This is a genomic window from Pseudomonas salmasensis (assembly GCF_014268375.2).
GTDB classification, from domain to species: domain Bacteria; phylum Pseudomonadota; class Gammaproteobacteria; order Pseudomonadales; family Pseudomonadaceae; genus Aquipseudomonas; species Aquipseudomonas salmasensis.
Map to the genome: position 1 here is coordinate 5,119,507 of NZ_CP077083.1, position 25,772 is coordinate 5,145,278.

At 60.2% G+C, this 25,772-nt stretch carries 29 protein-coding genes and 1 tRNA gene; 12 read left to right on the plus strand and 18 right to left on the minus strand.

The window, feature by feature from the left end; all coding sequences use genetic code 11:
- Window positions 1-16: 16 nt before the first annotated feature.
- Complete coding sequence (gene bglX / locus HU731_RS22945; protein ID WP_186605692.1) at window positions 17-2,308, minus strand: beta-glucosidase BglX; 2,292 nt, start codon at window positions 2,306-2,308, stop codon at window positions 17-19.
- Window positions 2,309-2,550: 242 nt separating this feature from the next.
- Between bglX and HU731_RS22950 the strand changes: the two genes are divergently transcribed.
- The 4 genes from HU731_RS22950 to HU731_RS22965 all read left to right on the plus strand — a co-directional run bounded on the left by HU731_RS22950 (window position 2,551) and on the right by HU731_RS22965 (window position 5,982).
- Complete coding sequence (locus HU731_RS22950) at window positions 2,551-3,162, plus strand: LemA family protein (RefSeq protein ID WP_014717327.1); 612 nt, start codon at window positions 2,551-2,553, stop codon at window positions 3,160-3,162.
- Between the two features lie 18 nt (window positions 3,163-3,180).
- Window positions 3,181-3,909, plus strand: a complete 729-nt coding sequence (locus HU731_RS28745) for a TPM domain-containing protein (RefSeq protein ID WP_186605702.1) — start codon at window positions 3,181-3,183, stop codon at window positions 3,907-3,909.
- 31 nt (window positions 3,910-3,940) lie between these two features.
- Complete coding sequence (locus HU731_RS22960) at window positions 3,941-4,558, plus strand: TPM domain-containing protein (protein ID WP_032893090.1); 618 nt, start codon at window positions 3,941-3,943, stop codon at window positions 4,556-4,558.
- Between the two features lie 206 nt (window positions 4,559-4,764).
- Window positions 4,765-5,982 carry a class I SAM-dependent methyltransferase gene (locus HU731_RS22965; RefSeq protein WP_186605704.1) on the plus strand — a complete coding sequence of 406 codons (1,218 nt, stop codon included), beginning with the start codon at window positions 4,765-4,767 and terminating at the stop codon, window positions 5,980-5,982.
- Between the two features lie 622 nt (window positions 5,983-6,604).
- Here the strand turns inward: HU731_RS22965 and HU731_RS22970 are convergent.
- From HU731_RS22970 to HU731_RS22990, 5 genes are all read right to left on the minus strand, one after another.
- The gene (locus HU731_RS22970; RefSeq protein WP_186605706.1) at window positions 6,605-9,163 is read right to left on the minus strand and encodes a TonB-dependent receptor; all 2,559 of its coding nucleotides are present in this window, start codon (window positions 9,161-9,163) and stop codon (window positions 6,605-6,607) included.
- A 126-nt stretch (window positions 9,164-9,289) separates the two neighbouring features.
- Window positions 9,290-10,258: a FecR family protein gene (locus HU731_RS22975; protein WP_186605708.1), complete on the minus strand. Its 969-nt coding sequence runs from the start codon at window positions 10,256-10,258 to the stop codon at window positions 9,290-9,292.
- Complete coding sequence (locus HU731_RS22980; protein WP_186605710.1) at window positions 10,255-10,794, minus strand: RNA polymerase sigma factor; 540 nt, start codon at window positions 10,792-10,794, stop codon at window positions 10,255-10,257. The genes HU731_RS22975 and HU731_RS22980 overlap by 4 nt, the downstream gene beginning before the upstream one ends.
- A gap of 201 nt (window positions 10,795-10,995) precedes the next feature.
- Window positions 10,996-11,868: a dihydrodipicolinate synthase family protein gene (locus tag HU731_RS22985; RefSeq protein WP_186605712.1), complete on the minus strand. Its 873-nt coding sequence runs from the start codon at window positions 11,866-11,868 to the stop codon at window positions 10,996-10,998.
- 28 nt (window positions 11,869-11,896) lie between these two features.
- Window positions 11,897-12,679 (minus strand): aldolase, encoded by a 783-nt coding sequence (locus HU731_RS22990; RefSeq protein ID WP_098952481.1) that lies wholly within the window; start codon window positions 12,677-12,679, stop codon window positions 11,897-11,899.
- 160 nt (window positions 12,680-12,839) lie between these two features.
- On the opposite strand from HU731_RS22990, the gene HU731_RS22995 reads away from it, so the two are divergent.
- Window positions 12,840-13,367, plus strand: a complete 528-nt coding sequence (locus HU731_RS22995) for a helix-turn-helix domain-containing protein (protein ID WP_032893083.1) — start codon at window positions 12,840-12,842, stop codon at window positions 13,365-13,367.
- A 122-nt stretch (window positions 13,368-13,489) separates the two neighbouring features.
- Here the strand turns inward: HU731_RS22995 and HU731_RS23000 are convergent, their stop codons facing one another.
- Window positions 13,490-14,506, minus strand: coding sequence for a DUF4917 family protein (locus tag HU731_RS23000; RefSeq protein ID WP_186605714.1), 1,017 nt, complete (start codon window positions 14,504-14,506; stop codon window positions 13,490-13,492).
- 123 nt (window positions 14,507-14,629) lie between these two features.
- Here HU731_RS23000 and yiaY point away from each other — a divergent pair, with 123 nt between their 5' ends.
- Both yiaY and HU731_RS23010 read left to right on the plus strand, forming a co-directional pair.
- Window positions 14,630-15,778, plus strand: a complete 1,149-nt coding sequence (yiaY, locus tag HU731_RS23005; protein WP_186605716.1) for an L-threonine dehydrogenase — start codon at window positions 14,630-14,632, stop codon at window positions 15,776-15,778.
- Between the two features lie 608 nt (window positions 15,779-16,386).
- A complete protein-coding gene (locus tag HU731_RS23010; RefSeq protein WP_186605718.1) occupies window positions 16,387-17,061 on the plus strand; it encodes an NAD(P)H-binding protein in 675 nt (224 codons plus the stop codon).
- Here the strand turns inward: HU731_RS23010 and HU731_RS23015 are convergent.
- The gene (locus HU731_RS23015) at window positions 17,033-17,509 is read right to left on the minus strand and encodes a DMT family transporter (protein ID WP_186605720.1); all 477 of its coding nucleotides are present in this window, start codon (window positions 17,507-17,509) and stop codon (window positions 17,033-17,035) included. The genes HU731_RS23010 and HU731_RS23015 overlap by 29 nt on opposite strands.
- 77 nt (window positions 17,510-17,586) lie before the next feature.
- Here HU731_RS23015 and HU731_RS23020 point away from each other — a divergent pair, with 77 nt between their 5' ends.
- The gene (locus HU731_RS23020; RefSeq protein ID WP_437180723.1) at window positions 17,587-18,492 is read left to right on the plus strand and encodes a LysR family transcriptional regulator; all 906 of its coding nucleotides are present in this window, start codon (window positions 17,587-17,589) and stop codon (window positions 18,490-18,492) included.
- 7 nt (window positions 18,493-18,499) lie between these two features.
- Here HU731_RS23020 and HU731_RS23025 read toward each other — a convergent pair whose 3' ends face one another.
- Together HU731_RS23025 and HU731_RS23030 are read right to left on the minus strand one after the other, a co-directional pair.
- Window positions 18,500-18,784: a type II toxin-antitoxin system RelE/ParE family toxin gene (locus HU731_RS23025; protein ID WP_186605724.1), complete on the minus strand. Its 285-nt coding sequence runs from the start codon at window positions 18,782-18,784 to the stop codon at window positions 18,500-18,502.
- Window positions 18,774-19,013: a CopG family ribbon-helix-helix protein gene (locus tag HU731_RS23030; RefSeq protein WP_186605726.1), complete on the minus strand. Its 240-nt coding sequence runs from the start codon at window positions 19,011-19,013 to the stop codon at window positions 18,774-18,776. Before HU731_RS23030 ends, HU731_RS23025 begins: the two co-directional genes overlap by 11 nt.
- Window positions 19,014-19,114: 101 nt before the next feature.
- On the opposite strand from HU731_RS23030, the gene fos reads away from it, so the two are divergent.
- The 3 genes from fos (at window position 19,115) to HU731_RS23045 (ending at window position 20,867) form a co-directional block, all read left to right on the plus strand.
- A complete protein-coding gene (fos, locus tag HU731_RS23035) occupies window positions 19,115-19,531 on the plus strand; it encodes a fosfomycin resistance glutathione transferase (protein ID WP_186605728.1) in 417 nt (138 codons plus the stop codon).
- A gap of 47 nt (window positions 19,532-19,578) precedes the next feature.
- Window positions 19,579-20,220 carry a LysE family translocator gene (locus tag HU731_RS23040; RefSeq protein ID WP_186605731.1) on the plus strand — a complete coding sequence of 214 codons (642 nt, stop codon included), beginning with the start codon at window positions 19,579-19,581 and terminating at the stop codon, window positions 20,218-20,220.
- A 119-nt stretch (window positions 20,221-20,339) separates the two neighbouring features.
- Window positions 20,340-20,867: a DUF4142 domain-containing protein gene (locus tag HU731_RS23045; protein ID WP_003189402.1), complete on the plus strand. Its 528-nt coding sequence runs from the start codon at window positions 20,340-20,342 to the stop codon at window positions 20,865-20,867.
- Window positions 20,868-20,953: 86 nt separating this feature from the next.
- Here HU731_RS23045 and HU731_RS23050 read toward each other — a convergent pair whose 3' ends face one another.
- The 8 genes from HU731_RS23050 to HU731_RS23080 all read right to left on the minus strand — a co-directional run bounded on the left by HU731_RS23050 (window position 20,954) and on the right by HU731_RS23080 (window position 25,146).
- Window positions 20,954-21,454, minus strand: a complete 501-nt coding sequence (locus tag HU731_RS23050; protein WP_186605733.1) for a methylated-DNA--[protein]-cysteine S-methyltransferase — start codon at window positions 21,452-21,454, stop codon at window positions 20,954-20,956.
- Between the two features lie 87 nt (window positions 21,455-21,541).
- Window positions 21,542-21,880: a hypothetical protein gene (locus HU731_RS28610; protein ID WP_225931512.1), complete on the minus strand. Its 339-nt coding sequence runs from the start codon at window positions 21,878-21,880 to the stop codon at window positions 21,542-21,544.
- Between the two features lie 84 nt (window positions 21,881-21,964).
- Window positions 21,965-22,375 (minus strand): type II toxin-antitoxin system HicB family antitoxin, encoded by a 411-nt coding sequence (locus HU731_RS23055; protein ID WP_032893068.1) that lies wholly within the window; start codon window positions 22,373-22,375, stop codon window positions 21,965-21,967.
- Window positions 22,376-22,396: 21 nt separating this feature from the next.
- Window positions 22,397-22,579, minus strand: coding sequence for a type II toxin-antitoxin system HicA family toxin (locus tag HU731_RS23060; RefSeq protein ID WP_003189411.1), 183 nt, complete (start codon window positions 22,577-22,579; stop codon window positions 22,397-22,399).
- Between the two features lie 296 nt (window positions 22,580-22,875).
- Window positions 22,876-22,949 (minus strand) — tRNA-Gly (locus tag HU731_RS23065).
- Window positions 22,950-23,061: 112 nt separating this feature from the next.
- Window positions 23,062-23,946, minus strand: a complete 885-nt coding sequence (locus tag HU731_RS23070; protein WP_186605735.1) for an alpha/beta fold hydrolase — start codon at window positions 23,944-23,946, stop codon at window positions 23,062-23,064.
- Window positions 23,947-24,251: 305 nt separating this feature from the next.
- Entirely contained in the window at window positions 24,252-24,944 is a 693-nt protein-coding gene (locus HU731_RS23075; protein WP_186605737.1) for a pseudouridine synthase, read from the minus strand.
- Complete coding sequence (locus HU731_RS23080; RefSeq protein ID WP_186605739.1) at window positions 24,934-25,146, minus strand: cysteine-rich CWC family protein; 213 nt, start codon at window positions 25,144-25,146, stop codon at window positions 24,934-24,936. The genes HU731_RS23075 and HU731_RS23080 overlap by 11 nt, the downstream gene beginning before the upstream one ends.
- 243 nt (window positions 25,147-25,389) lie before the next feature.
- Between HU731_RS23080 and HU731_RS23085 the strand changes: the two genes are divergently transcribed.
- Window positions 25,390-25,749, plus strand: a complete 360-nt coding sequence (locus HU731_RS23085) for a hypothetical protein (RefSeq protein WP_032892999.1) — start codon at window positions 25,390-25,392, stop codon at window positions 25,747-25,749.
- Window positions 25,750-25,772: the final 23 nt, after the last annotated feature.

A 25,772-nucleotide genomic window follows, 5' to 3' on the forward strand; every position in this document is an offset into this window, starting at 1 on the left:
GAGGCGGCTGCTGGTCTTACAACAACTCGAACGTCTGCTGCTGTACAGCCTGGGAGTCCAGACCGATCTGTACATTGAACTCACCCGGTTCGGCCACATACTTGAGCTGGGTGTTATAGAACTTCAGGTCGTCCTCGGTGATAGTGAAGTGCAGCGTGCGCGCTTCGCCGGCCTTGAGCATGACCTTCTGGAAGTTCTTGAGCTCCTTGATCGGGCGGATCATCGAACCGGCCACGTCCTGGATATACAACTGCACAACCGTTTCGCCATCTACCTTGCCGGTGTTCTTCAACGTGACGCTGGCGTCGAGCGTGCCGGTCTTGTTCAGGGTGGTGGACGACAGCGCCATGTCCGACAGGCTGAACGTGGTGTAGCTCAGGCCATAGCCAAACGGAAACAGGGGGCCTGTGGTGTCATCGAAGTACTGCGAGGTGTAGTTGCCCGGCTTGCCTGGGGTGAATGGCCGGCCGATGGTCAGGTGGTTGTAGTAGGTCGGAATCTGCCCCACGGAGCGAGGGAAGGTGATCGGCAGCTTGCCCGATGGGTTGTAGTCGCCAAACAGCACGTCGGCAATAGCGTTGCCGCCTTCGGTACCGGAAAACCAGGTCTCCAGGATCGCATCGGCCTGTTGGTTCTCTTCCAGAATCGACAGCGGACGGCCGTTCATCAGCACCAGCACCAGCGGCTTGCCGGTGGCTTTGAGGGCCTTGATCAAGTCGCGCTGGCTTTGCGGGATGTTCAGGTCGGTGCGGCTCGATGACTCGTGGGACATGCCACGAGACTCGCCCACTGCCGCGACGATAACGTCGGCGTTGTTCGCCGCCTTCACCGCTTCATCAATCAGCACCTGGGCAGGGCGCGGGTCGTCCACCACTTCCGGGGCGTCGAAGTTGAGGAAGTTGAGGTAGTCGAGCACCGCCTTGTCGCCGGTGATGTTGGCGCCACGGGCGTAGATCACCTTGCCTTTTTCGCCGATCACGGCGTTCATGCCGTCGAGCAGGGTCACCGATTGCGCAGGCCGGCCGGCAGCAGCCCAACTGCCCATCATGTCGATGGGGGCCTTGGCCAGCGGGCCGACCAGGGCAATGGTCGCGGATTTTTTCAGCGGCAGGGTGTCGTTGTGGTTTTTGAGCAACACCAGGCTGCGGCGCGCAATGTCGCGGGCCTCGGCGCGGTGCAGGCGGCTGTCGGCGTAGGTGTCGACCGGGTCATCCTCGGCCTTGCCGATGCGCAGGTACGGGTCCTTGAACAGGCCCATGTCGTACTTGGCGCCGAGCACTTCGCGCACGGCGTTGTCGATGTCGCTCTGCTGGATCTCGCCGGATTTGAGCAGCCCAGGCAGCTCCTTGCCATATAGCGAGTCGTTCATGCTCATGTCGATGCCGGCCTTGATCGCGAGCTTGGCGGCTTCACGCCCGTCCTTGGCCACGCCGTGCTTGATCAGCTCGAAGATCGCGCCGTGGTCGCTGACGGTCAGGCCCTTGAAGCCCCAGTCTTTGCGCAGCAGGTCGTTCATCAGCCAGGTGTTGGCAGTGGCGGGCACGCCGTTGATCGAGTTGAGCGCCACCATCACGCCGCCGGAGCCGGCCTTGATCGCCGCGTGGTAGGGCGGCAGGTAGTCCTGGTACATCTTGACCGGGCTCATGTCGACCACGTTGTAGTCGCGCCCGCCTTCCACCGCGCCATAGAGGGCAAAGTGCTTGACGCTGGCCATGAGGCTGTCGGCATTCGCGGGGCTGGTGCCCTGGAACGCCTTGACCATCACTTCGCCAATGCGTGACACCAGGTAGGTGTCTTCACCGAAACCTTCGGAGGTGCGGCCCCAGCGTGGGTCGCGGGAGATATCGACCATCGGCGCAAAGGTGATGTCGAGGCTGTCGGCGGCGGCTTCCTGGGCGGCGATGCGCCCGGAGCGGCCAATGGCGTCCATGTCCCAGCTGGAGGCCAGGGCCAGGCTGATCGGGAAAATGGTGCGGTGGCCGTGGATCACGTCGTAGGCGAAGAACATCGGGATCTTCAAGCGGCTGCGCATGGCCGCGTCCTGCATCGGACGGTTTTCCGGGCGGGTGATGGAGTTGAACGTGCCACCGATGCGGCCGGCGGCGATTTCCTTGCGGATCAGCTCGCGGGGCATTTCCGGGCCGATGCTGATCAGGCGCAATTGGCCGATCTTCTCATCCAGGGTCATTTGCTTGAGCAGGTCGCTGACAAAGGCGTCCTTGTCGTTAAGCGCAGCAGGCTTTGTTTCTGCCCAGACGGGGTGGGTGGCCAGCGTTGCAACAAGGCCGAGCAAACACAGCTTTTTCATGAATATCCTTTTTCGGCTACTGCGCAGCATTCAAAGCGATGCTGTCGGCCAAAATGTGGGGAACGTCTATTGTTGTTCGGGTGTTGTTCAGATAAATGCAGCACACTCTGAACTCTTTTTCGCGCTGGGCATCTTTGTAGCTGATTGGCTCGAAGCATTCCAGTGGTGGCGGATTATGCCCCAAGCGCGTGGTTTATAGGGTTAGTCGTCACATTCCATCCAGATTGGGCAGGAGAAACACCATGCAAGCAGCACACACTTATCGCTGGGGCTTCAAGGCTGCGGCGCTGTTACTGATCAGCAGCGTGCTGAGCGGTTGCGGCATCAACAACATCCCGACCCTGGACGAACAGGCCAAGGCCGCCTGGGGCCAGGTGCAAAACCAGTACCAGCGCCGTGCCGACCTGATCCCCAACCTGGTGGAAACGGTGAAGGCGTATGCCGCCCACGAACAGGAAACCCTCACCGCGGTGATTGAAGCGCGGGCCAAGGCCACCTCGATCCAGGTGGATGCCAGCACCCTGGACAACCCCGAGAAACTCAAGCAGTTCCAGCAAGCCCAGGATGGCCTGAGCGGCGCACTCAGCCGCTTGATGGTGGTGTCCGAGCGTTACCCGGACCTGAAGGCCAACCAGAACTTCCTGGCCTTGCAATCGCAACTTGAAGGCACCGAGAACCGTATCGCTGTGTCTCGCCGTGACTTTATCCAGGCCGTACAGGCTTACAACACCGAGATCCGCACCTTTCCGGGCCGCCTGTGGCACAGCGTGATGTACAGCGACTTGCCGATCCGCGCCACGTTTGAAGCCACCAGCGCCGATGCCGATAAAGCGCCGCAAGTGAAGTTCAAATAAGGCTGCACTGAGGTGTCGATGCGTTTATTACGGATAGGCCTGGCGCTGTGGCTGTTGGCCTGCGTGGGCGTGGCCCAGGCGGCGCTGACCTTCCCGACGCTGACCGGGCGGGTGGTGGACAGCGCGCAGATGATCGACCCGACGGTGCGCGAGCAACTGACCCAGCAATTGCAGGCGCTGGAGCAGACCTCGGGCGACCAGCTGGTGGTGGTCACCGTGCCCGACCTGCAAGGCGTGCCCATTGAGGACTACGGTTATCAATTGGGCCGCCAGTGGGGCATTGGCCAGAAGGGCAAGGACAACGGCGCGCTGTTGATCGTCTCCCGTGATGACCGCCAAGTGCGCATCGAAGTCGGGTATGGCCTGGAAGGCGTGCTGACGGATGCGCAATCCTGGGTGATCATCAACCAGGTGATCCTGCCCAAGTTCAAGGCCGGCAATTTCAGCCAGGGCATCAGCGACGGCGTGGCCGCGATGATCCAGGTGGTGGGCGGTGAGCCCTTGGCGGTGCCGGCCCATGTGGCGGATGCGAACTTCGCCATGGATAATCCCGGCTTTTCCATCGGCCTGTTTATTCTGCTGATCGGCGTGTTGTGGTTGTGCAACCGCATGGGCTTGCCGGTGGGCGCCATCCTGCTGGCGATTCTCAACAGCAGCGGACGCGGCGGCGGTGGGGGCGGCGGTGGCGGTGGTTTCCGCGGCGGCGGTGGTGGTTTTGGCGGTGGCGGGGCTTCGGGCGGCTGGTAATGACAATAACGAAAATAGAGCATCTACAACCATGGCATTACTGACTGAACACGAGCAGCGCCAAGTCGCCGAAGCGATCGCCCGGGTCGAGAAAACCACCGACGCGGAGTTGGTCACCGTGCTGGCGGCGCGCGCCGACGACTACGCTTACATTCCGTTGTTGTGGGCGAGCTTGATCGCGTTGGTGGTGCCGGGCGTGGTGCATTACCTGTCGGGCTACTTGACCATGTACACCTTGCTGGTGGCGCAGTGGGCGACGTTCATTGTGCTGTGCCTGGTGTTCCGTTTGCCCAAGGTCACCACCCGGCTGATCCCGCGTTCGGTACGCCACTGGCGTGCGTCCAACCTGGCGCGGCGGCAGTTTATGGAGCAGAACCTGCACCACACGGTGGGTAGCACCGGGGTGCTGATTTTTGTCAGCGAGGCCGAGCGTTATGTGGAGATCCTGGTGGATGAGGGGATTTCCAAGCGCCTGGATGACAGCAATTGGGACGCCATTGTCCAGGCGTTTACCCAGCAAGTGAAACAGGGGCAGACGCTGGCCGGGTTCATCGCTTGCGTTGAAGCCTGTGGCGAGTTGCTCAAGGTGCATGTGCCCGTTACCCAAACCCGTAACGAGCTGCCCAATCGCCTGGTCGTACTCGAATAACTGCTTTTTTGTAGGAGCGAGCTTGCTCGCGAAAAACTCATCGACGCCGCGTTCATTCAGGACACCCGCGTTATCGTTGACGTTTTTCGCGAGCAAGCTCGCTCCTACACAGGGCAGCTGACTGACCGTTGATCAAATAACCCCGTGCCCTGAGCCCCCATCGCGCCTAAAATGCCCGGCATTCTTTACCCGAGGCGTTTTTGTTCATGTCCGTCACCGCTCAACCTGCCCGCCCTGCGCCGGATCATCATGCCCAGTTCATCGAACTGTTGAGCGCAAGCTTGGCGCAGAACGCGTTTATCAAGCTGGTGCTGGCCAAGTACGTCGGTGAGGAAGCCGAGCTGCAGCGGCTGATCATCAAGCCGGTGGTGGTCAAGGAGCAGCCTTGCCTGTCGTTCGTCTATCGCTACAAGACCCGCGACATCACCAAGAACTTCCCCGCGGCCGACGGCGTGGCGGCGATTGCCGAGCTGTTGCCCAGCTCGTTCAAGAACGCGCACTTGCTGGCGCTGACCGACGAAGCCCAGTTGGAATACAGCAAGAAGAACAAAAGCTCGCTGTTCAAAAGCAAACCGCAGCAACTGCGCGAAGCGCCGTCGGCCGAGCATAACCGTGAAAAAAATCGCTTCCTCGACCTGAGCCGGCCGTTCCTCGCCGACCTGGGCGTGACCGACGCCAAGCAGGCGCTGATCCCCTCGATGTCGCGCAAGTGGAAGCAGATCAACAAGTTCATCGAAGTGTTCAGCCATGCGCTGACGTCGTCGCCATTGCAGCTCGACCGCCCGGTGCGTGTCGCCGATTTCGGCTCGGGCAAGGGCTACCTGACCTTCGCCATTCACGATTACCTGCGCAATACCCTCAAGGCCGAGGGCGAGGTCACCGGTGTCGAGTTGCGTGAAGAAATGGTCACCCTGTGCAACAGCGCCGCCGCACGCCTGGAGCACCCGGGGCTGGTGTTCAAATGCGGCGATGTGCGCAGCGTGGCGCCCAGTGAGCTGGACGTGATGATTGCCTTGCATGCCTGCGATATCGCTACCGACTATGCGATCCACACCGGCATCCGTTCCGGCGCGTCGATCATCATGTGCTCGCCGTGCTGCCACAAACAGATCCGCCTGCAGATCCAGAGCCCGGCGCTGCTCAAACCGATGCTGCAATACGGCCTGCACCTGGGCCAGCAGGCGGAAATGGTCACCGACAGCCTGCGTGCGTTGTTCCTTGAAGCCTGTGGCTATGAGACCAAGGTGTTTGAGTTCATCTCGTTGGAACACACTAACAAGAACAAGATGATCCTGGCGGTCAAACGTGCCGAGCCTGTGGACAGCGCGCAGCTATTGGCGAAAATCCAGGAGCTCAAGGCGTTCTACCACATCACTGAGCACTGCCTGGAAACCCTGTTGCGCGGGGATGGCTACCTGGCCTGAAATGGGCGCGGTTCCCTGTGGGAGATTGCTCCCGTGACGGCCCTGCGGCCAGTGCATATCTACCTGACGTTCCGTGATCCAAATGTGGGAGCTGGCTTGCCTGCGATGGCGGCCTGCCAGCCGACACCTATCCACCTGACACCCCACAATCCAACTGTGGGAGCGGGCTTGCTCGCGAAGGCGGCCTGGCAGTCGACACAGTTGGATTGTGTACATATCCATTGCTGCGGTAACGGCCACTTAGGGTTCCGCCCTGACGGCGGCTCACTTTTGAAAAGCGCAAAAGTAAGCAAAACGCTCTTGCCCCACCACTCGGCACCTCGCCTAGGCTCGGTGTGCCCGTAATCCGCCAGTGATTTGGGGGGCCGCCGCCACGCGCCATCCATGGCGCGGGGCGGCTAAACCGGCATCCCTGCCGGTTTACCCCCCCAAATCCCTGTCGAATTCCGGCCAGCGTGGTTTAACGGGGCGCCTGGGATCAAGATCACAAGCAGATCAAGAGCAAGATCAAGAGCGACTCGCTTCGCATCGTGGTTACCGTCTGCTGCTACAGCCCAAAAGTTGTGTAGATACCTATGGCTATCGCAGGCAAGCCAGCTCCATATTTGGAATACGTGCGTGCTTAGAAGAACCGCGTCACGCTGATCTTCGCATCACGCCCTTTGGTGTACGCCCGGTCGCCGCTCAAGGCCGGGCGGAAGTTTTTGTTGAACAGGTTGTCCACCGTGAAGTTCACCTCGGTGCCTTTGAGGTACGCCTGCTGCGGTGTCCATTTGGCGAACAGGCCCTGGGTGTTGTAGCGCTTGTTGCCGTACTGGTCGTAGAACAAATCGCCAATGCTGGAGCCCGGGCCGCCCGAGTATTTGTCGCTGGGCAGGCGGTCGGTGGCGCCGATGAATTGGCCCATCCAGCCCACCTGGGCATCCCAGGCCGGGATGTGGGTACCCAGTACCAGCACCCATTTGGTCGGCGGGATGTCTCGTGCGGCTACGTCCGGGCCCCAAGGGTTGGTGTAGGCGCCTTGGTGCTGGCCCTTGGCATAGGCGAACGACACCGAGCCAAACAGGTAGGTGGAGTTGTAGATCGACTCGAGCTCAACGCCCTTGATGGTCAGGCTGCCGATATTGCGGTAGTTGGACATCGGCCCTGGCGGGCACGCTGAAGCGATGCTGCCGCCGTTGATGGCCTGGTTCTGGCAGCCTACGCCGGTGGCCTTGAAGATCTCGTCCTCGACCTTGTTGTGGAACAGGGTGGTGCGCAGTTGCAGGTTATCGTCCTGGGCGATCAGGTTGTCGAAGCTGGTGATGTTGCCCAGGGTGATCGAGGTGATGCGCTCCGGGTCCAGGTCGACGCTGGTGGCGGTGCGGCTGCCCACGCCCTGCACTTCGTATTGTTCGTCGATCACCGGGGCGCGCCAGGTCTGGCTCCAGTTGGCGAACAGCCCCACATTCGGTGTCACGGTCCAGAACAGCGCCAGGCGTGGCGACCAGCCGGTGTAGGTGCGGTCGCTGTAGTCGTGACCCACTGCCGGGTTGGGGTTGTTGTAGTAGGGCGCATCGTTGCCTTCGCCGCGGTTGCGCACATGGTCATAGCGCAGGGACGGTGTGATCGTCACATCGCCCAACGTCACCGCGTCCTGGATAAAGAAACTGTTGGTATCGACTTTGCCGTGGGGCATGAAGCCCGGCTGGAAGTGCCCGTAGTTGTAGCGCGGCGTGTTGTAGAGGGCGCCGGGCATCCACATCTCGGTTTCGCGGGTGTGCTTGCGGATTTGCCCGCCGACCGTCACGGCATGCTGCAAGGGGCCGGTGTCGAACAGGCTGACGTTGCGGATATCCAGGAGCTTGTCGGTGTAGGCGGTGTCCATCTTGCGCCCGCCGGTGGCCAACTGGAAAAACGCCGTGGCGTCACGCTCATCGGTCTGCTCGGTGTTGGACTGGGAGTACTTGATGGTCAGGTCCACCAGCGGGTTGTCCAGCGGCTGGTATTCATACTTGCCCGACCAGGTGGTGTCGACCGTGTCGCGGTGGGCGAGAAAACGCTTCAACGCGCCTTCGTAGCCGTAGCGGTCGATGTTGAACTGGGTGGGCGGCGTGGGGTAGCTGGCGGCGGAAAACGGGGTCCAGCGGTTGCTGTGGGAGCGCGAGTACGACAGTCCGACACTGTGCTCATCGGTAAAATGCGCGTTGACCTTGAACAGTTTGCCGTCCACATCCTGGGCGCTGTTGGGCAGGCGCTGGGGGTTGATCGGGTACTCATTGTTGTCGTTGGGCAACTTGGCGGCCACTTTCATATCGCCGCCGTCGCGTTGGGTCAGGTAGGCCAGCGCATCGAAACGGCCATCGTCGGTACGGCCATACACGGCACCGCTGTAGACCTGTTCATGGTCGTTGCTGGAGTAACCATATTTGAGCATCGCACCGCTGTTGCGGCCGTCCTGGAGCAGGTCGGGGGCGTCCTTGGTGACCATGTTGACCGTGCCGCCGAAGCCGCCATTGCCGGTGAACGGCGAGTTGGGGCCTTTTTCCACTTCGATGCGCTTGATCAGCTCGGGCTCGATAAACACCGTGCCTTGCTGGTAACGCTCAAAGCCCGTCTTGGTGGCACCGTCGACGGTCAGCGGTACGTCTTCGGCATCGCCGAAACCACGGATGTTGATGGTCTGGCCACCGGGCTTCAGCGAGCCGCCCTGGCTGACACCGGGCAAGGTCTGCAACAGGCTGGGGATGTTATTGGACTGGTAGCGGTCGATGTCGGCCTGGGTCAGGGTGGAGCGGTTGACGGTGCTGGCGTTCACCTCGTTGCCGGTGCCGATCACGCTCAGGGTGTCTAACTGGATCGCGCCACCTGTGGTGGTTTTACCCGCATCGGGGCGCACCACGTAGGTACTGCCGACCTTGAGCAGGATGAGTTCGCCGTTTTTGAGCAGGGAGCGAATGGCTACTTCCGGGGTGTAGTCACCGTTAAGCGCCGGCGCCTGCACGTTCTTGAGCAGGGTTTCATCGAACAGCAGCTGGATTTTCGCCTGCTGGGCCACCTGGCTCAAGGATGTGGCCAGCGACTGGGCCGGCAGGTGCAGCTTGAACGACTCGGCTTCGGCGCTGAGGCTCAAGGCCAGGCACGTAGCCATGAGTGTCGGTCGAAGAAACAGGTGCGAAGCGTGGCAAGGCGCGCGAAACATGAAATCCCCCGGAGCGGCTAAGTAGCCAAAAAGGTGTGCGTATCAAACACAGACAGGAGGAAGACGGGGCAGGCAAAAAAAACCACACATGCGAATGCAAAATATTCTCATGTGTGATGTTGCGGCTTATTTGCTCGGCTCGATTCTGATAGTGCCGTCAGCCGAGAGCACGGTTTTCACCGGCAACAACGCGGGCAATGCCTTGAGCAGGGCGTCTGGGTCATTCACGTCAAGGTTGCCCGATACCTTGAGTTGCGCGACGGCCTTGCTCACCTGCAACGACGCCTGCGGGCGGTACAGGCTCAGCTCGTCGATCAGGCTGGCCAGTTCGCGATTGCGAAATGACAAGTGCCCGCTGCGCCAATCGGCGACCTCTTCGGCGCTGAGGGTTTGTTGTTGCACGGTGCCTTTGGCGTAGGTGTAGGAGGCCCGCTGCTGGGCGCCGAGCAGGGTGACGGGGCTTTTGCCATTTGGCTCGAAAGCGACCTGGCCATGGGCAACGCTGACCACCAATTGTTGCTGCCCGCGGCGCACATCCAAAGCAGTGCCCACCACCCGTACGCTCGACTCGCCGGCTTGCACGTAAAGGGGGCGCTCCTTGTCGGCGGCCACTTCGATATACAGCTGGCCCGTGTCCAGGTGCAGCACCCGATGATGGGCGCTGAAGTCCACGCGGATATGGGTGTTGGCATTCACATACAAGGTACTGCCATCGGGCAGAGTCAACGTGCGCATGCCCTTGGCTTGGGTGACCACCTGGCTGTGAAACAGCTCGCGCGGCGCGCCGATGGAGGTCGCTAATACGGCGCAGAGCACGGCGGCGGCCACCGCCAGGGCAGGGCGCCAGAGGCTGGGCTTGCGCTTGGGCAGTGCCAACGGTTTGTTCAGTTGTTGCAATTGGGCGAGGTCGGCCCACAGCTGTTCGAATTCGGCATAGGCGCGCGCATGGGCGGGCACTGCCTGCCAGGCGGCAAAGGCTTTACGGTCGGCGCGGCTGACTTCGTTGCGGTTGCGTGCAAACCAACTGGCGGCTTGGGCGTCGATGCAATCGCTCGCTTGGCTGTCCAGCGCGTCTGTGTCGCTCGGGCGGTTCATTTTGGCTGCTCCGTGCCGGTGTCGGGTTGAAGGCGTCGCTTGCAGTGCAGCAAGGCAAAGGCGATGTGCTTTTCCACCATGCTGGTGGAGATGCCCATGCGCGTTGCGATCTGCGCCTGGCTCAAGCCTTCGAAGCGGTGCAGCATAAGGGCTTCTCGGCGGCGGGGCGAGAGTTCGGCGAGGACTTCTTTCAACTGCTCCAGGCGTTGCAGGCGCAGGGCGGCGGCCATGGGGTCGTTGTGCTCGTCAGTGACCGGCTCGGCATCCATTTCGGCCAGATCAGGGTGAACGGTTTGCCGTACCTTCTGTTTGCGCCAGTGATCGCGCAGCAGATTGCGCGCCATCTGGAACAGAAACGCCCGTGGCTGCTCAACTTTGGCCCGGTCGCGGTAGCCCAGCCACTGGGTAAACACATCCTGGGCCATGTCCGCCGCGTCGCTGGCGTTGTCCGTGCGTTTACGCAGGAAATACAGAATGTCTGCATAAAACCCGCGACAGGCATCGGCCGACGACGGGTCGGGCTGGGGACGAGACATGGATATCCTTCTTGACGAAGCACGGCTTGGAAAAGTCGTGAATGATATCGAGAACTATTGTCATTTGTCTCTATGCAAGTGCCATCTTCTGGTAGGAGCGAGCTCGCTCGCGAAAAACCAACAGGCGACACGAACACCCGATGGGCTGCGTTATCGTTGGCGTTCTTCGCGAGCAAGCTCGCTCCTACAGGGGGCGGGTGTTTACGTCAGAAGTGTTTTCAGTTGCTCGATCCCTGCTTCGCCCAGAGGGAATACCGGGAGGCGTGGGTTACCCACTTCCAAGCCGGTCAAGCGCAACCCGGCCTTGATCGTCGCCGGCAGCCCGCCTTTGAGGATGAATTGCAGCAAGGGCAATTGTCGGTAGAACAGCTCGCGTGCCTTGTTCAAATCATCGGCCAGTACGGCCTGATACAGGCTCAGGTTCAGTTGCGGGATCAGGTTTGGCGCGGCGGTGCACCAGCCTTTGGCGCCAGCCGCGAAGGCTTCCAGTGCCAGCGGGTTGCAGCCGTTGTAGAACGGCACGTCACTTTGCAGTTTCAACTGGTGCATGCGCTGGATGTCGCCAGTGCTCTCCTTGACCATGGTCACATTCTCGACCTGCTTGAGAATCCTCAGGATCAGCTCCACCGACATGTCGGTGCCGCTGGTGGCCGGGTTGTTGTAGAGCATGATCGGCACGCCGATGCTGTCGCCGATCGCGGCATAGTGGGCGAGGATTTCCGCTTCACTGAGTTTCCAGTACGAGGCCGGCAGCACCATGACCACATCGGCGCCGTGCTCTTCGGCGTAGCGGGCGCGGCGCACGGCTTTGGCGGTGGTCAGGTCGGACACGCTGACGATGGTCGGCACGCGCTTGGCGACTTTCTTGATGCTGTAGGCGCTGACTTCATCCCACTCGGCATCGCTCAGGTAAGCGCCTTCGCCCGTGCTGCCCAAGGGCGCGATGGCGTGGACGCCGCTGTTGATCAAGCGGTCGATGGAGTGCCCGAGGGCGTCGAGGTCCACGCGTTGGCCGTCGGCGCTGAAGGGGGTGATGGTGTAGCCGATGATGCCGTGAATGGTTGGGTTGGACATGGGGAAACTCCGGTCGAAAAAGGGGCAATCAGTTCAGGCAATCGGCGTGCTTGCGCAGGTTTTGCCGGGCGTAATAGTTGAACGCGGCGCCGTGGCGCTTGGGCTTGGAGATCCAGTCATGGGCCTCGCGCCCCAGCTGCGGCAGGATCGGTTTGACGCTGCCCGCAGACATCGCCAGCAACTGCAACTTGGCAGCCCGCTCGATCAACTGCGCAATCACGCAGGCTTCTTCGATGTTGGCCCCGGTGGACAACTGCCCGTGGTGCGAGAGCAGGATGGCGCGCTTGTCGCCCAGGGCCGTGGTGATGATTTCCCCTTCTTCATTGCCCACCGGCACGCCGGGCCAGGCCTCCAGGAACGCGCAGTCTTCGTACAGCGGGCAAAGGTCCATGTGCGACACCTGCAGCGGCACTTCCAGCATCGACAGCGCGGCAATGTGCGTGGGGTGCGTGTGGATGATGCAGTTTACATCCGGTCGGCCGCGGTACACCCAGGTGTGAAAACGGTTGGCGGGGTTGGGAATGCCGTGGCCTTCCAGTACTTCGAGGTCTTCGTTGACCAACAGCAGGTTGCTGGCGGTGATTTCATCAAAACCCAGACCCAGTTGCTGGGTGTAGTAGGTGCCGGGCGTCGGCCCGCGTGCGGTGATCTGCCCGGCCAGGCCGGAGTCGTGGCCGTACTCGAACAGAATTCGGCAGGTCAGCGCCAGCTTTTGCCGGTCGGTCCACGTATTATCTGCCAGGCTGTTTTGCATCTGGCTCAGTGCTTGCTTGACCAGTTGGTCTTTTGGGAGTGCTAATGTCTTGGCCATATCGGTGTCCTTTGGGTGGTTCAATGGACGTCGGATTTGCTGGTCGCCCGCTGCTCGCAAGGTCGTTGGGTGAATGCAAATGACACTAAAGATGCTATATGACACTTTGTGTCATTGGCAAGCCTGTCTCATCGCTTTCTGCAGGGATTAACCGCAGCACATGTCTATCCGCTTGAAAATATTAAGAAAAAAACTTGGCGTGACCCTGGAGGCCCTGGCCGAAAAATCCGGGATGACCAAGAGTTACCTGTCGAAAGTCGAACGCGGGCTTAATACGCCATCCATCGCTGCGGCGTTGAAACTGGCCAAGGCGTTGAACGTGAAGGTCGAAGAGCTGTTCAGCGAAGACAACGTCAGCCTCGACAGCTACAGCCTGGTGCGCAGCCACGAGCGGCCCGACACCTCGCCGGGTTATGCGGTGCTGGCCCACCAAGTCAGCGAGCGCAGCCTGTTACCGTTCATCATCTATCCGCCGGCGGAGTTCACCGACAAAACCTTCAAGGAGCACCTGGGGGAGGAGTTTTTATTCGTGCATGAAGGCCAGGTGGAAGTGGATTTCATGAACGAGCGCGTGCTGCTGGAGCGCGGCGATGCGCTGCATTTCAACGCGCAGAAACCCCACCGGATTCGCTCGGTGGGAGAGGTGCAGGCACAGCTGCTGGTTGTGGTGCACAGCGCTGAGGAATGACCACTCTCATTATTCGAAATGCAGTCAATGTGGGAGCTGGCTTGCCTGCGATAGCGGTTTATCTGTGCCCAATCTGTTGCTGACCCACCGCCATCGCAGGCAAGCCAGCTCCCACATTTTGATCAGCGTTCCACAGGGACTGACAGTGCCGGATTGCCCAGCGGATGCGTGCGCGCCGCAAAGAATTTCAGCGTTACGCCACTGCCCTCGAACAGCTCCGAATACCGCCGCTTCTGCTGACGAATAAACCCATCACTGCGCCCCGACACCGAGATGGCCAGGGTGCTGATGCTGGCCTGGCCAATAGCATCCACCAGGTGTTTATCCTGCGGCCCCAAGTCATGGCCGAAGATGCACAGCGCGCCTTCATGGCTCAACAGCTGCTCATAACAGAACGACAGATAATCCGAACTGCGGATACTTTTGAGCTTCTCCTGCACCTTGCCTTCACTGACAAACAGCGGCACATCGTCGAGGGTCTTGATCGTGTTATTGATGGCAAAACTGCTGAGCAAAGTGCTGTCGGTGGACGGCAATTTACGCGCCGTGCCGTCAAGGTTGCGCACCAGGTGCAAGCCGCCGTGCAGGTACAGGATGCGGGTGGCGTCGGTGCGCGTATTGCGCAGGTCGAAGCTTGAGTCGGCGCTGCGAAACAGGTCGTCGATGCCCGGTGCGTAGAGGGTTGCCCAGTAGTTGAGTAAGTCGTAGTTACTGGTGAAAACGGTGGCGTAGGTGGCCAGTTCCGCGTGGATCGTCGCCAGCGTCGACGGCTGCACCAGGCGCCAGGGAATGTGCACGGTATGGATGGTGTTGATCAGCGCTTCCTTGATCGCGTAGTAGCGGTTACGCGGCGCCGCCGAGCTGACCGCCAGGGCCTTGTTGACCCGGCTGGTGGTTTTCAAGGCGCCCAGGGCTTGCTCGAAACTGCGGGTTTGCAAGGCGTCGAACACGCTGAGCTCGGATGGGCTCAGGGGTTTTTCTTCGACGGTACGGGCGTTTTCGAACAGCGAGTCGTAGGCGAAGTCTTCCCAAATTGTGCGGCTGGCGCCGTTACCGATCAGAATCCCGCTGAAGTCCACGGCAGCGCGCAGGGCACTCCAGTCTTCAAGGTGGGCGTCAATATCCTGGAAATCCTTCATTGCGGCGGGTCTACTCGAATTCGGCTGGGGGCTGACTTTATCACGAGCCGGCATTGATCCTGATCAAGATGCGCCACGCGGTACAGGTTGATTCTGTCGGCATAAAGCCTTTGAGGATCGATCATGAGCAGCACGTTTTTCATCCCCGCCGTCAACATCATGGGCATCGATTGCCTCGACGAAGCGATGACCGCCATTCGCAACTACGGCTTTGGCAAGGCGTTGATTGTCACCGACGCCGGCCTGGCCAAAGCCGGTGTGGCTGGCATGGTCGCCGAGAAGCTGGCGATGCAGGATATCGACTCGGTGATCTACGACGGCGCCAAGCCCAACCCCAGCGTGGAAAACGTCGAAAAAGGCCTGGCGTTGTTGCAACAGAGCGCCTGCGATTTCGTCGTGTCCCTGGGCGGCGGTTCGCCCCATGACTGCGCCAAGGGCATCGCCCTGTGCGCCACCAACGGCGGGCGTATCGGCGACTATGAAGGCGTCGACCGATCGAGCAAGCCACAACTGCCGCTGGTGGCCATCAATACCACCGCTGGCACGGCCAGCGAGATGACGCGTTTTTGCATCATCACCGACGAAAGCCGCCACGTAAAAATGGCCATCGTCGACCGCAATGTCACGCCGTTGCTGTCGGTCAACGACCCGGCCCTGATGGTCGGCATGCCCAAGGGCCTCACCGCCGCCACGGGCATGGACGCACTGACCCACGCCATCGAAGCCTACGTGTCCACCGCCGCAACACCGATCACCGACGCCTGCGCGATCAAGGCCATCGAGTTGATCAGCGCCAACTTGCGCCTGGCGGTCCGCGATGGCACTGACAAGGCCGCACGGGAAAACATGGCCTATGCGCAGTTCCTCGCCGGCATGGCCTTCAACAACGCGTCCCTGGGTTTCGTGCATGCCATGGCCCACCAATTGGGCGGCTTGTACGACCTGCCCCACGGCGTATGCAACGCGGTGTTGTTGCCCCATGTACAAAGCTTCAACGCCAGTGTCTGCGCCAAACGCTTGAGCGACGTGGGCCGGGCCCTTGGCGCAGATATCAAGGGCATCACCGTAGAGGAGGGCGCCCAGGCCGCGATTGCGGCGATTCGTCGGTTGTCTCAGGACGTGGAAATTCCTGCGGGTTTGCGTGAGCTTGGCGCTAAGTTGCAGGACATTCCGTTGCTGGCCAGCAATGCGCTGAAGGATGCCTGCGGGCTGACCAACCCTCGGCGGGCGGATCAGCGTCAGATTGAGGAGATCTTTCGGAGCGCTTTTTGATAGGCATAGGTACCTACACAATGTTGGCGCGACGCTGGACTTGCTCCCGTGACGCCCTGACAGCCGACGCTTATCTACCTGCCGCCCCGCGATCAAACTGTGGGAGCGGGCTTGCTCGCGAAGGCGGCCTGGCAAGCGACACTGTTATAGCGAGTACATATCCATTCCTGCGGTAACGGCCACTTAGGGTTCCGCCCGGCGGGTCACTTTGGAAAAGAGCCCCAAAGTAACCAAAGGGCTCTTGCCCCACCACTCGGCACCTCGCTTAGGCTCGGTGTGCCCGAACACAGGCTTGAATCCGTGGGCCGCCGCCACGCGCCATCCATGGCGCGGGGCGGCTAACCCGGCGTCCTGCCGGGTTACCCACGAATTCAAGCCTGCGTTCGGCCAGCGTGGTTTAACGGGGCGCCTGAGATCAAGATCACAGGCAGATCAAGAGCAAGATCAAGAGCGGCTCGCTTCGCATCGTGGTTACCGTCGGCTGCGACAACTTACAAAGTTGTGTAGATACCTATGTTTTGATAAGGGCAGCCTTCAACGACACGCGTTAAGCTACACGCCCAATGCATTCAAGCATCAAGCGTGCGGCGTGCCGCTGAGGTCCTTTCATGAGAGTTCTGTTATTCGGCGCCACCGGCATGGTCGGCCAGGGTGTGCTGCGCGAGTGCCTGCTGGCGCCTGATGTGCAGGAAGTGGTGGCCGTGGGCCGCACGCCCTTGACCCAGGAACACGGCAAGCTGCATCAGGTGTTGCACAGCGACATGCTGGATTTCCAACCCCTGGAAAACCTGCTGCAAGGTTTTGATGCGTGCTTCTTCTGCCTCGGTGTTTCGTCGGCGGGCATGAAAGAAGCGCGCTATACCCACCTCACCTATGACCTGACCCTGGTGGCGGCCAGTACCCTGGCGCGGCTCAATCGGCAGATGACGTTTATCTATGTGTCCGGCGCCGGCACGGACAGTTCCGAAGCCGGCAAGTCGATGTGGGCGCGGGTCAAGGGCAAGACTGAAAATGCATTGCTGCGCTTGCCGTTCAAGGCGGTGTATCTGTTCCGTCCGGGGATCATCCAGCCGTTGCACGGTGTGCGTTCGAAGACGCCGTTGTATCAATCTTTCTATAGCGTGCTCGGGCCTTTGCTCTCGTTTGTACGGAGGTTGAAACCGGATTGGGTGGTGAGCACCGAGACGGTTGGCCGTGCGATGTTGCAGGCGGCCAGCCAGGGCGCGCCGCAGCCGGTGGTGGAGCAGGCGCAGATCAATCGCCTGGCGGCTGAGCGCCGCTGAACTGAATCAATACCACGCCGCCGATCAGCAGTAACGCGCCCAGTACCCGCGAGGTTGTCAGTTGGCGTTCCACCAGGCCGAACAGGCCAAAGTGGTCCAGCAGCAACGAGGCAAGAATCTGCCCGGCCATGGCCAACGCGATGAAGCCTGATGCGCCAAGCTTGGGCAGCAGTATTAGCGCCAATGAAATAAAACACACGCCAAAGGCACCGCCGGCCCACATCCACAACGGTGCCTTGCTGATAAAAGCCAGGCTTGGCAGAGGCAAACGCAGTGCCACAATCACCGGCAGCAGCACGATGATGCTCACCAGCAACGATGCCAGGGTGGCCCACAACGGATGGCCGAGCCCGCGCCCGAGGTTGGCGTTGATCGCACTTTGAAACGGCACCACCGCGCCGGCGAACACCGCCAGCGCCAACAAACCTACCCAATGCAACACAGTCATTTCGACGCTCCCAGAAGTTTTGCTGGACTCTAGGTTATTCGTCGCGCAAATTTAAATTCCAAATTCTTATGCTGGGCATGCAGCTGATGAATGATCTGCGCCGCATCGACCTTAACCTGCTGGTGATCCTCGACGCCTTGCTTAGCGAGCAACACGTCACCCGCGCCGCCGAGCGCCTGCACCTGAGCCAGCCGGCGGTCAGCCATGCGTTGGCGCGGCTGCGCGATATGCTGGGCGACCTGCTGCTGATGCGTCAGGGCGGCACACTGGTGCCTACCGCGCGCGCCCTGGAGTTGGCGGCACCCTTGGCCGAAGCCCTGGGTCAGGTGCAGGCATTATTGGCGCCGAATCGTTTTGATCCGGCCTCGGCCAAGCGCCGCTTTCGCGTGGCGATGTCGGACTACAGCGCGGCGATATTCCTACCCGGCCTGGTCCGCGTCCTACGCCAGGAAGCGCCCGGTATCGACTTGCAGATCATCCAGGCCAGCCGCGAAGGCATGGTCGACGGTGTGCTCAATGGCGACCTCGACCTGGCGGCAGGTGTATTTCCCGACATGCCCGCCGAACTGCGCACTACGCCGCTGTTCGAAGAGCATTACACCTGCCTGGTCGACCGCGGCAGCTTGGCGCCCAGTGGGGTGCTGGACCTGCCGGCCTACCTGTCGCGCCCCCATGTACTGCTGGAGATGCGCGGCAGCGGCACGCCGGAAATCGAACGGGCACTGACGGCCATTCGTGAGCGCCGCCATGTGGCGATCAGCCTGCCGCATTGGGGTGTGGCGCCGCAGTTGATCCAGGGCACGGATTTGATTCTGACGGTGTCGTCCCGGGGTTTATTGAATATCGACGCTCGGCAATTGCTGGCCGTGCCACCGCCCTTTCATATCCCGTCGTTTGCCTTTGAGCTGGCCTGGCATACGCGGCGGGGTGGGGATGCAGGGTTGCAGTGGTTGATTGAGCGGGTGGTGGGGCTGGTTGATTAGGCTCTTGTTACCAGACTTTCGGAGGTTGACGACGTGTATGAAAAATCCGCATTACTTGTAGTCGCCCCTCTCGAATTCGGTAAGGAACAATGTAGGGCCATCGGGATACAACCCACTCGCGAGTCCCCGGCACTCGTCCCTCTTTCCCCATCGCGGGAAACGCGGCGACCTGTTCCAGACCACTTAGAATTGCCTGGACAAATTCATGGGCTGCTTTGGGGTTTTCTTCGGCAATATAAGCCGCTTCATCGTCAAGGTTTCTGAGGGCTGCCCTCAGCCACTCAACCTGCATTGGCGCGCCATTTATCAGCGACAGCCTTTACCTCGTCAGCCGTGGCGAAATCCCCCGCATCCGCTTCTTTCACGGCTTTTTGGATTTCTTCGATTTGCCAGGCTTCGCGGGCCAGGTATTCGCGTAATGCGTCAACGGCCAGAAAGGATTTGCTGCGACCGGTAGCCTTGGCGAGACTGGCGAGGGTATCGGCGACGTCTTCCGGTATACGTAGGGACATAACAGACATATGAACCTCGATGTAGTGATGTGTAGTGCAACATACTACATCGTCATTACCGCCACGGTTTGCCCCGCTCGTCAGGCGTATGACGATCAAGGAGAACAGTCATGCTTTCTGGATTCAACCACCTGACCCTGGCCGTCACCGATGTGCCGCGCAGCGTCAGTTTCTATCACGACCTGCTCTGCCTGCAGCTCGACGCAACCTGGGACAACGGTGCCTACCTCTCACTGCCTGGGCTTTGGCTGTGCCTGTCGCTGGACCCGTTGCGTTCGACTACTGCGGCGGTGGATTACACCCACTATGCCTTCACTGTCGATGCTGCTGATTTCACTGCCATGGTCGAACGCCTGCGTGCTGCCGGCGTACGGGAATGGCGAGACAACCGCAGCGAAGGCGCATCGTTTTATTTCCTCGATCCCGACGGCCACAAGCTGGAGGCCCATGTCGGCGATTTGGCCTCGCGCCTGCAAGCCTGTCGTGCCAAGCCCTATGCTGGAATGAAGTTTTACCCGTCGCGGTGAAGCATGCAGAATCAATCACCTTTTAGCGTCTGTCGGAGCGTCTATCCATGACTCCATCCTTGCTGTTCGCCGTGCTGGCTTCGGGTTTTATCTACGGCATTACCCCAGGCCCCGGTGTGCTGGCCGTATTCGGCATTGGTGCGGCCCGTGGTCGGCGTGCCGGGGCGGGGTTTTTGTGCGGGCATTTGCTCGGCGATGTGGTGTGGTGCAGCACGGCGCTGATTGCCATCGTCGGTGCGCGGGAAGTCGGCAGCAGTGCCTTTGATGTGCTTGGCGTAATCAGCGGGGTGTATCTGTTCTGGCTGGGCTGGCGTGCGATCCGTACCCAACGCCGCAACAGCGACGCCCCTCAGGGCGCCGCGCGCCATCCGTTCTGGCACGGTATTCTGTTTGGCTTGACCAACCCCAAGGCGTATCCGGTGGCCGTGGCGACCTTCACTGCGTTGCTGTCCAGCCGGGCCGAGCTGTTGACTTGGTCGATGCTGCCGACCTTGATTCTGCTGAGCTTTATCGGTGGCTTGCTGGCCTACGCGATTCTGATTGGCGTGGTGGGCGCCCAACGGGTGCGGACGCTGTATCAACGCCACGAAATTCTCATCACCAGGCTCTGCGGCGTGATGTTTATCGGCTTCGCCCTCAATGCCCTGGCGCACGCATTGCCGGGCCTGTTTGACAGCAAACCGGCCTGAGGCGACGACTGCCGTTCGTCGCACAGGGAAGTTTTTTCTAAACCTTTGCCGCCCTGAAAATTCGAATTCAGGGCGGGGTGTATGCCCCCGCACCTATTTTTGCCCTGGAGGAACCCATCATGAGCCGCATGGCTATCCGGTTACGCACCGCCAGTTTCGCGATGCTGCTGGGCCTCGGCGCCAGCAATGCTTTCGCCCAGTCGCCTGCAGAATTCATCGAGCAGGCTTCGGCCAAAGGCATGGCCGATATCGAAACCAGCCGCATGGCCCACGCCAAGACCTCGTCCCAAGAGATCAAGGACTACACCATTGAGGTCATCAACGAGCGCACCCTGGCCAACCAGCACTTGGCGGCGATTGCCAAGAAGCTTGATTTGCCTGTGGCCCCACGGGAAAAGATCGTTGATAAAGCCGAAACCCTGATGCCTGAACTCAAGGACGGTGACTCGTTTGACGCCGCCTATACCGCCCAACAGGTCAAGGAAAACGAAGACGCCATTGCCCTGTTCCAGAAAGAAGGTGCGGCGTCGGATGTGCCAGAGATAAAAGCGTTGGTGGATGAGACGCTGCCCAAGCTTGAAGAGCGCCTGCAAAAAGCCCGGGCCCTGGCCTCGACCTACGGCAAGGGCCATCAAGGCGACGGTTGAGGCCGCTGCCTGATAGTAAAAGCGGCGGTTGGAGAGGATCCAATCGCCGTTTTTTATGCCGCGTTCAGGCCCGTCCTGAACGCGGCCTATAACGCCAGTTCACCTTGGCCGGTGCCTTCCAGCGCCAGTAAATACTGCTTGGCCGCCAACCCGCCCGCGAAGCCAGTCAAGCCGCCAGAAGCACCAATCACTCGGTGGCACGGCGCAATGATTGAGATGGGGTTACGCCCATTCGCCGCGCCGACGGCACGCACCGCCTTGGGGTTGCCGATCTGCTCGGCGATCTGGCTGTAGCTGCGGGTTTCGCCGAAGGGGATGGTCAGCAGTGCCTGCCAGACCTGTTTCTGAAAGTCGGTGCCGGTAAAGTCCAGTGCCAGTTCAAACTGGTTACGCGTTCCGGCAAAGTATTCCTTCAGTTGTCGTTCGGTTTCCAAAAGCACCTGGCTGTCGTGGGCCTCGATCAATTCGCCCAGGCGTACGCGGTTGGCGCGTTCTACTTCCCAGAGAATTGCGCTGAGTTTGCCATCGCGCGCCACCAGGGTGAGTTCACCGACAGGGGAAGGCATGAGCTTGTAGTGGTAAGTCATCGGCAGGCTCCTTGGAGGGGCGTGAAGGGGTACGACGTCACTGTAGTTCCATCAGGGCGTCTGGAAACTACGTTTCTTGCGGTCAAACTAGAAGTTCCAGTAAACCCAGCTTGAATAATAGGGGTACCCGTAGAGCCAGGCGATGATGCAAAGGGCCTTCAGGACTGACGCCGTACTTAACATCACCATAGAGATGACGTTGAGCAGGGTCACAATCAAAGCGAACATCGCTACGCGTGGGGTTGCGTGACGCCACGCAAACCTTACGCCATACCCAGACGCGACAATCAATCCTAACTCCAGCAATAATCTAAAAGGGAAGGGGAAGGGCAGATGCACAAACGAGATCAGCAGTGGTAGAACCAGCACCCAGCCGGCTACTTGGCGTAGGATGATTTTGGGTGTGGGTGGCTTGGTTCTCAGCATTACCTGCTTCCGGTCTCTTGGGCGACGAGCCTGTATCATCGCGACGTTTAGCCCTCATCGCAGTAAGATTTTACTTAGGCGCAACTACCGCTCCTGCTGTAATACCTTGAGCGCTGCCGACGCCAGAAACCCCGAACGGCTCTTTTCCTGCGGATGATTCAGCACGTATTCATCGATGCGATTCAACAGATAGCCGGGCAGGGTGATGTTGAGCTTTTGGGCTTTGCCCAGGTATTTGGTGACGTCGATGTCCACCACAGCCCATGTGCAACCGGCGTACTGAGGGTTGGCAGCGTGTACGGTAACTTTCTGCGCGGTGGGGATCGGCGCGCCATCTTCTGCCAGGATCTCGAAGTGCCCTTCGATGGCTTCGCGGGCCATGGCCATGGCGTCATCCAGGTCCTCGCCGGCCGAATAACAGCCAGGAATATCCGGGACTTCCACGCCCCAGGCGTGGTCCGCGTCGCCCGTTGAAATTGCGATGGGGTAAAGCATGTTCTTGCCCTCCAGGGACGGTCAGCTCAGCAGAGCCTGTTTCAAAATGCTCTTGGCGGTTTTATCCAGCAGGTCCTTTTTGGGGTGTGGGATCGTCACGAGCCCCGGCTTTGTCGGGTGCTTGAAGTGATGATGACTGCCCCTGATGCGCACCAGATACCAACCGTCTGCAACGATGTGTCCTATCAAATACCGGCTATCCACATCACCTCCTTGTGGTGTGTGTTGGTGGTGACTATAACCACTGCTAAAAAATTATCAACACTCTACCTACCAGCGGTCGATGTCCGAGATTTCGATAGGTGTTGAATGAAGTGTATGAGCGCGCAGAAATGGCGCCGCTTAGAGGTGTTGCGAGGTGCTTCACGCCCTCAGCCTCGACTGCCGAGCAGCAGATGAGCGCTGGAGACTCAATTTTTGGCATAAAAAAACCGGTCACCAAGGACCGGTTTTTTGTGCATCCTGCGTCAGAACCCTCCTGACGCAAGTGCAAATCTGAGTGGAGCGGGTAGAGGGAATCGAACCCTCAACTAAAGCTTGGGAAGCTTTCGTTTTGCCACTAAACTATACCCGCTCAGAGCGGCTGACTTTGTACCAGATGTTCGGCTGGATTTGAAGTTTTTCTTTGAAAAATGTGAGAGTTGCGTGTGGCGAGCAAGCTTGCTCGCCACAGTGTCGGCCTGATTTCAAAGCGCCCATGCATGCTGCGCCTGGCCCTGGTTATACCGCAACGGGCTGGCGGGCCGCTGCCCCTTCAAGAAGCCCACCACGGCCTCACGGCTGTCGCGGCACGCGGCTTTATGTTCCATGTCCAGGAAGTGTCCCGTCGCCTGAATGGTGCTGAAGCTGCTCTTGGCCACATGCTGGCCAAACAGCTTGGCGTCGTCTGCACTGGTGTATTCGTCCCATTCACCGTTCAAGAACAGCACCGGAATGTCGATCTGCCTGGCGGCCTTGAGGTAGCACTGCCGGTCGCTGTTGAGCACGTGGCTGATGTGAAAATGCATCTGCCCGTATTCGTGTGCGGCCAGGCTGCTGACATGGCGGTAGTTGAAGCGTTTGAACAGCGACGGCAGGTGCTTGCCGATGGTGCTGTTGACCAAGTGGCCGACACGGTCGCGGTCGAGGTTGCCCAGGTAGTCGACGCCACGTTCGAGGTAGTCACGCATCGGCGCATTGATCACTGGCGAGAATGAGCTGATCACGGCTTTTTCCACCCGACGGGGTCGGTGTGCAAGGGCGACCAACGTGGCGGCGCCGCCCCAGGAGAAGGACAGCACGTGTTCGGCGGCGAAGTGGTCGAGCAGTTCCAGGAGGATCTGGCCCTCGACTTCCTTGGTCAGCATTTGCTCATGACGGTTGTGGATTTTGGAACGGCCAGCGTAGGGCTGGTCGTACAACACCACATTGAATTGTGGGTACAGGCTTTTCACGGTTTGAGCGAAGGACGCCGTGGTCGCCATGGAGCCGTTGACCAAGACGATGGTCTTGGCCGCTGCGTCCGCGCGATAGAACTCCGTGTACACCCGAAACTGACCCTGTATATCCAGCACAGCGATTTCTGGCCTCATGTCGTAAGACTCCTGGCAAGCGGGTAGTGCGCGCAGATCACTCTGCACGAGCTTTATGACAGGTAGGCATACGCCTGGAAAATGAGGGCCCATGTCGGTCCGATGACGGCTGGCCGGCGGGTGTTGTTATGGCGGGCGGTTTGCCGGGAAGGCCCGGGTATCAAGCGCGGGCGAGGCAAGGTGTTTCTTGGAGGTTATAGGGCGACTCGTCAGTCATCATCTGGCTGAAGCCTTGATTCAAGCAGCACCGAAAGCAGGTCGCAAGGCAAGCGGCTGGTTTTTTGCCATCACCGGCTGAACGGTCGTCAGACTTGTCGGATTTCGTCGTCAGTCAGTGGCCGATACTGACCCGGCGCAAGCGACGTATCCAGCACCAAGGGCCCCATTCGCTCGCGGTGCAGGCCGACCACCTTATTATCAAAGTGCCCGAACATGCGCTTCACCTGATGATAGCGGCCTTCGATGATACTCAACCGGGCCGCTCTTGGGCTCAGCAGTTCAAGTTCGGCAGGTTGGGTAGTGAGATCTTCAAAGGCGAAATATATGCCTGCCGCGAACGTCTGCGCGTACTGCGGGCCGATGTCCTGTTCGGTTTGCACATGGTAAACCTTGGGCAACTTGGTCTGCGGTTGGGTGAGGCGCCGTGACCATTGGCCGTCGTTGGTGATCAGCATCAGGCCGGTGGTGTTGAAATCCAGGCGCCCGGCGATATGCAGGTCGGCTTTGTCCGGTTCGTCCAGCAGGTCCAGGACCGTGGGGTGTAGCGGGTCCGACGTAGCGCTGACGCAACCCTGGGGCTTGTGCAGCATGAAATAGCGCGCCGGCTTGCCCGCTTGCAGGATTTCACCGTCCACGCAGACCTGGCTGAATTCCCGTACGTCATGGTGCGGATCGCTGACCGCAACACCCTCGACGGTCACCCGGCGCTCCACCAGCAACAGGCGTACTTGCTTGCGATTGAACTGTGGCAGGTTGCTGAGGAAGCGATCAACGCGCATCGCGGCTACGCACCTGTTCGTCCACTTGGGCGCAGCGCGGGCACAGGCAGGCTTTATTGCGCATCTCATCCGGCAGGGCTTCAAGCACCGCCGGGTCGATGGTGACGCTGTAGCACCAGCAGGCCTGGTCGGCCGTGCGCGGGTCGGCCAGGGAGCAGTCGTTGCGGGCACCGCAGGCGGGGCAGAGGGTCGGTGTGGTCATGGGTCGGTTCAGAAGGAAATCGGGTAGGGCGCGTTAGTTGTTGCACGATACAGCGCGGCTGAGCGGCATTCCATCACCATGGCTCTTTGGCGGGGCTTCACTTCGTCTGAAACAGATGTTTCCACTTGTGTCGCGAACGCACCAGATTCTGTTTTTGATGTCAGATGTTTCGTCATTCAGTGAAGGCTGAATGCCGCTCGCCAGCGTCGCTGGAGGAGCTCTTCCGCGGTCCAGGAGGCCGCCATGTATCGACGACTGCTGCTTATCGCTTTGCTCGGCCTGACCCTTTCAGCCTGCGTGCCCTACTACGATGGAGGCGCTACCTACTATCGCTCCGAGGTCTACACCGCACCGGCGCCAGCCTACTACTACGGCGGCCCCCGTTATTACCCTTCCGGGCGCAGCTATTACGCGCCAGCGCCCCGTTACTATGCGCCACAGCCGCGCTATTACTCGGCGCCGCGCTACTACCAACCAGCCCCGCGTTATTACCCCCGCGCCGGCTACCGGCCCTCCCAAAACCATGGATGGGGCGACCGCTGGGGCAATGGCGGGCGTGGCCGTGGGTCCGACCACGGAGGTGGCCGCGGCGGCCACCGTTAAATATCTTGAAAAACAAGCGGCGC

What these genes read in the sequence shown, in the direction of transcription:
- bglX (WP_186605692.1), bottom strand. Translation starts at nt 2,308, where the DNA reads ATGAAAAAGCTGTGTTTGCTCGGCCTTGTTGCAACGCTGGCCACCCAC.
- HU731_RS22950 (WP_014717327.1), top strand. Translation starts at nt 2,551, where the DNA reads ATGCAAGCAGCACACACTTATCGCTGGGGCTTCAAGGCTGCGGCGCTG.
- HU731_RS28745 (WP_186605702.1), top strand. Translation starts at nt 3,181, where the DNA reads ATGCGTTTATTACGGATAGGCCTGGCGCTGTGGCTGTTGGCCTGCGTG.
- HU731_RS22960 (WP_032893090.1), top strand. Translation starts at nt 3,941, where the DNA reads ATGGCATTACTGACTGAACACGAGCAGCGCCAAGTCGCCGAAGCGATC.
- HU731_RS22965 (WP_186605704.1), top strand. Translation starts at nt 4,765, where the DNA reads ATGTCCGTCACCGCTCAACCTGCCCGCCCTGCGCCGGATCATCATGCC.
- HU731_RS22970 (WP_186605706.1), bottom strand. Translation starts at nt 9,163, where the DNA reads ATGTTTCGCGCGCCTTGCCACGCTTCGCACCTGTTTCTTCGACCGACA.
- HU731_RS22975 (WP_186605708.1), bottom strand. Translation starts at nt 10,258, where the DNA reads ATGAACCGCCCGAGCGACACAGACGCGCTGGACAGCCAAGCGAGCGAT.
- HU731_RS22980 (WP_186605710.1), bottom strand. Translation starts at nt 10,794, where the DNA reads ATGTCTCGTCCCCAGCCCGACCCGTCGTCGGCCGATGCCTGTCGCGGG.
- HU731_RS22985 (WP_186605712.1), bottom strand. Translation starts at nt 11,868, where the DNA reads ATGTCCAACCCAACCATTCACGGCATCATCGGCTACACCATCACCCCC.
- HU731_RS22990 (WP_098952481.1), bottom strand. Translation starts at nt 12,679, where the DNA reads ATGGCCAAGACATTAGCACTCCCAAAAGACCAACTGGTCAAGCAAGCA.
- HU731_RS22995 (WP_032893083.1), top strand. Translation starts at nt 12,840, where the DNA reads ATGTCTATCCGCTTGAAAATATTAAGAAAAAAACTTGGCGTGACCCTG.
- HU731_RS23000 (WP_186605714.1), bottom strand. Translation starts at nt 14,506, where the DNA reads ATGAAGGATTTCCAGGATATTGACGCCCACCTTGAAGACTGGAGTGCC.
- yiaY (WP_186605716.1), top strand. Translation starts at nt 14,630, where the DNA reads ATGAGCAGCACGTTTTTCATCCCCGCCGTCAACATCATGGGCATCGAT.
- HU731_RS23010 (WP_186605718.1), top strand. Translation starts at nt 16,387, where the DNA reads ATGAGAGTTCTGTTATTCGGCGCCACCGGCATGGTCGGCCAGGGTGTG.
- HU731_RS23015 (WP_186605720.1), bottom strand. Translation starts at nt 17,509, where the DNA reads ATGACTGTGTTGCATTGGGTAGGTTTGTTGGCGCTGGCGGTGTTCGCC.
- HU731_RS23020 (WP_437180723.1), top strand. Translation starts at nt 17,587, where the DNA reads ATGCAGCTGATGAATGATCTGCGCCGCATCGACCTTAACCTGCTGGTG.
- HU731_RS23025 (WP_186605724.1), bottom strand. Translation starts at nt 18,784, where the DNA reads ATGCAGGTTGAGTGGCTGAGGGCAGCCCTCAGAAACCTTGACGATGAA.
- HU731_RS23030 (WP_186605726.1), bottom strand. Translation starts at nt 19,013, where the DNA reads ATGTCTGTTATGTCCCTACGTATACCGGAAGACGTCGCCGATACCCTC.
- fos (WP_186605728.1), top strand. Translation starts at nt 19,115, where the DNA reads ATGCTTTCTGGATTCAACCACCTGACCCTGGCCGTCACCGATGTGCCG.
- HU731_RS23040 (WP_186605731.1), top strand. Translation starts at nt 19,579, where the DNA reads ATGACTCCATCCTTGCTGTTCGCCGTGCTGGCTTCGGGTTTTATCTAC.
- HU731_RS23045 (WP_003189402.1), top strand. Translation starts at nt 20,340, where the DNA reads ATGAGCCGCATGGCTATCCGGTTACGCACCGCCAGTTTCGCGATGCTG.
- HU731_RS23050 (WP_186605733.1), bottom strand. Translation starts at nt 21,454, where the DNA reads ATGACTTACCACTACAAGCTCATGCCTTCCCCTGTCGGTGAACTCACC.
- HU731_RS28610 (WP_225931512.1), bottom strand. Translation starts at nt 21,880, where the DNA reads ATGCTGAGAACCAAGCCACCCACACCCAAAATCATCCTACGCCAAGTA.
- HU731_RS23055 (WP_032893068.1), bottom strand. Translation starts at nt 22,375, where the DNA reads ATGCTTTACCCCATCGCAATTTCAACGGGCGACGCGGACCACGCCTGG.
- HU731_RS23070 (WP_186605735.1), bottom strand. Translation starts at nt 23,946, where the DNA reads ATGAGGCCAGAAATCGCTGTGCTGGATATACAGGGTCAGTTTCGGGTG.
- HU731_RS23075 (WP_186605737.1), bottom strand. Translation starts at nt 24,944, where the DNA reads ATGCGCGTTGATCGCTTCCTCAGCAACCTGCCACAGTTCAATCGCAAG.
- HU731_RS23080 (WP_186605739.1), bottom strand. Translation starts at nt 25,146, where the DNA reads ATGACCACACCGACCCTCTGCCCCGCCTGCGGTGCCCGCAACGACTGC.
- HU731_RS23085 (WP_032892999.1), top strand. Translation starts at nt 25,390, where the DNA reads ATGTATCGACGACTGCTGCTTATCGCTTTGCTCGGCCTGACCCTTTCA.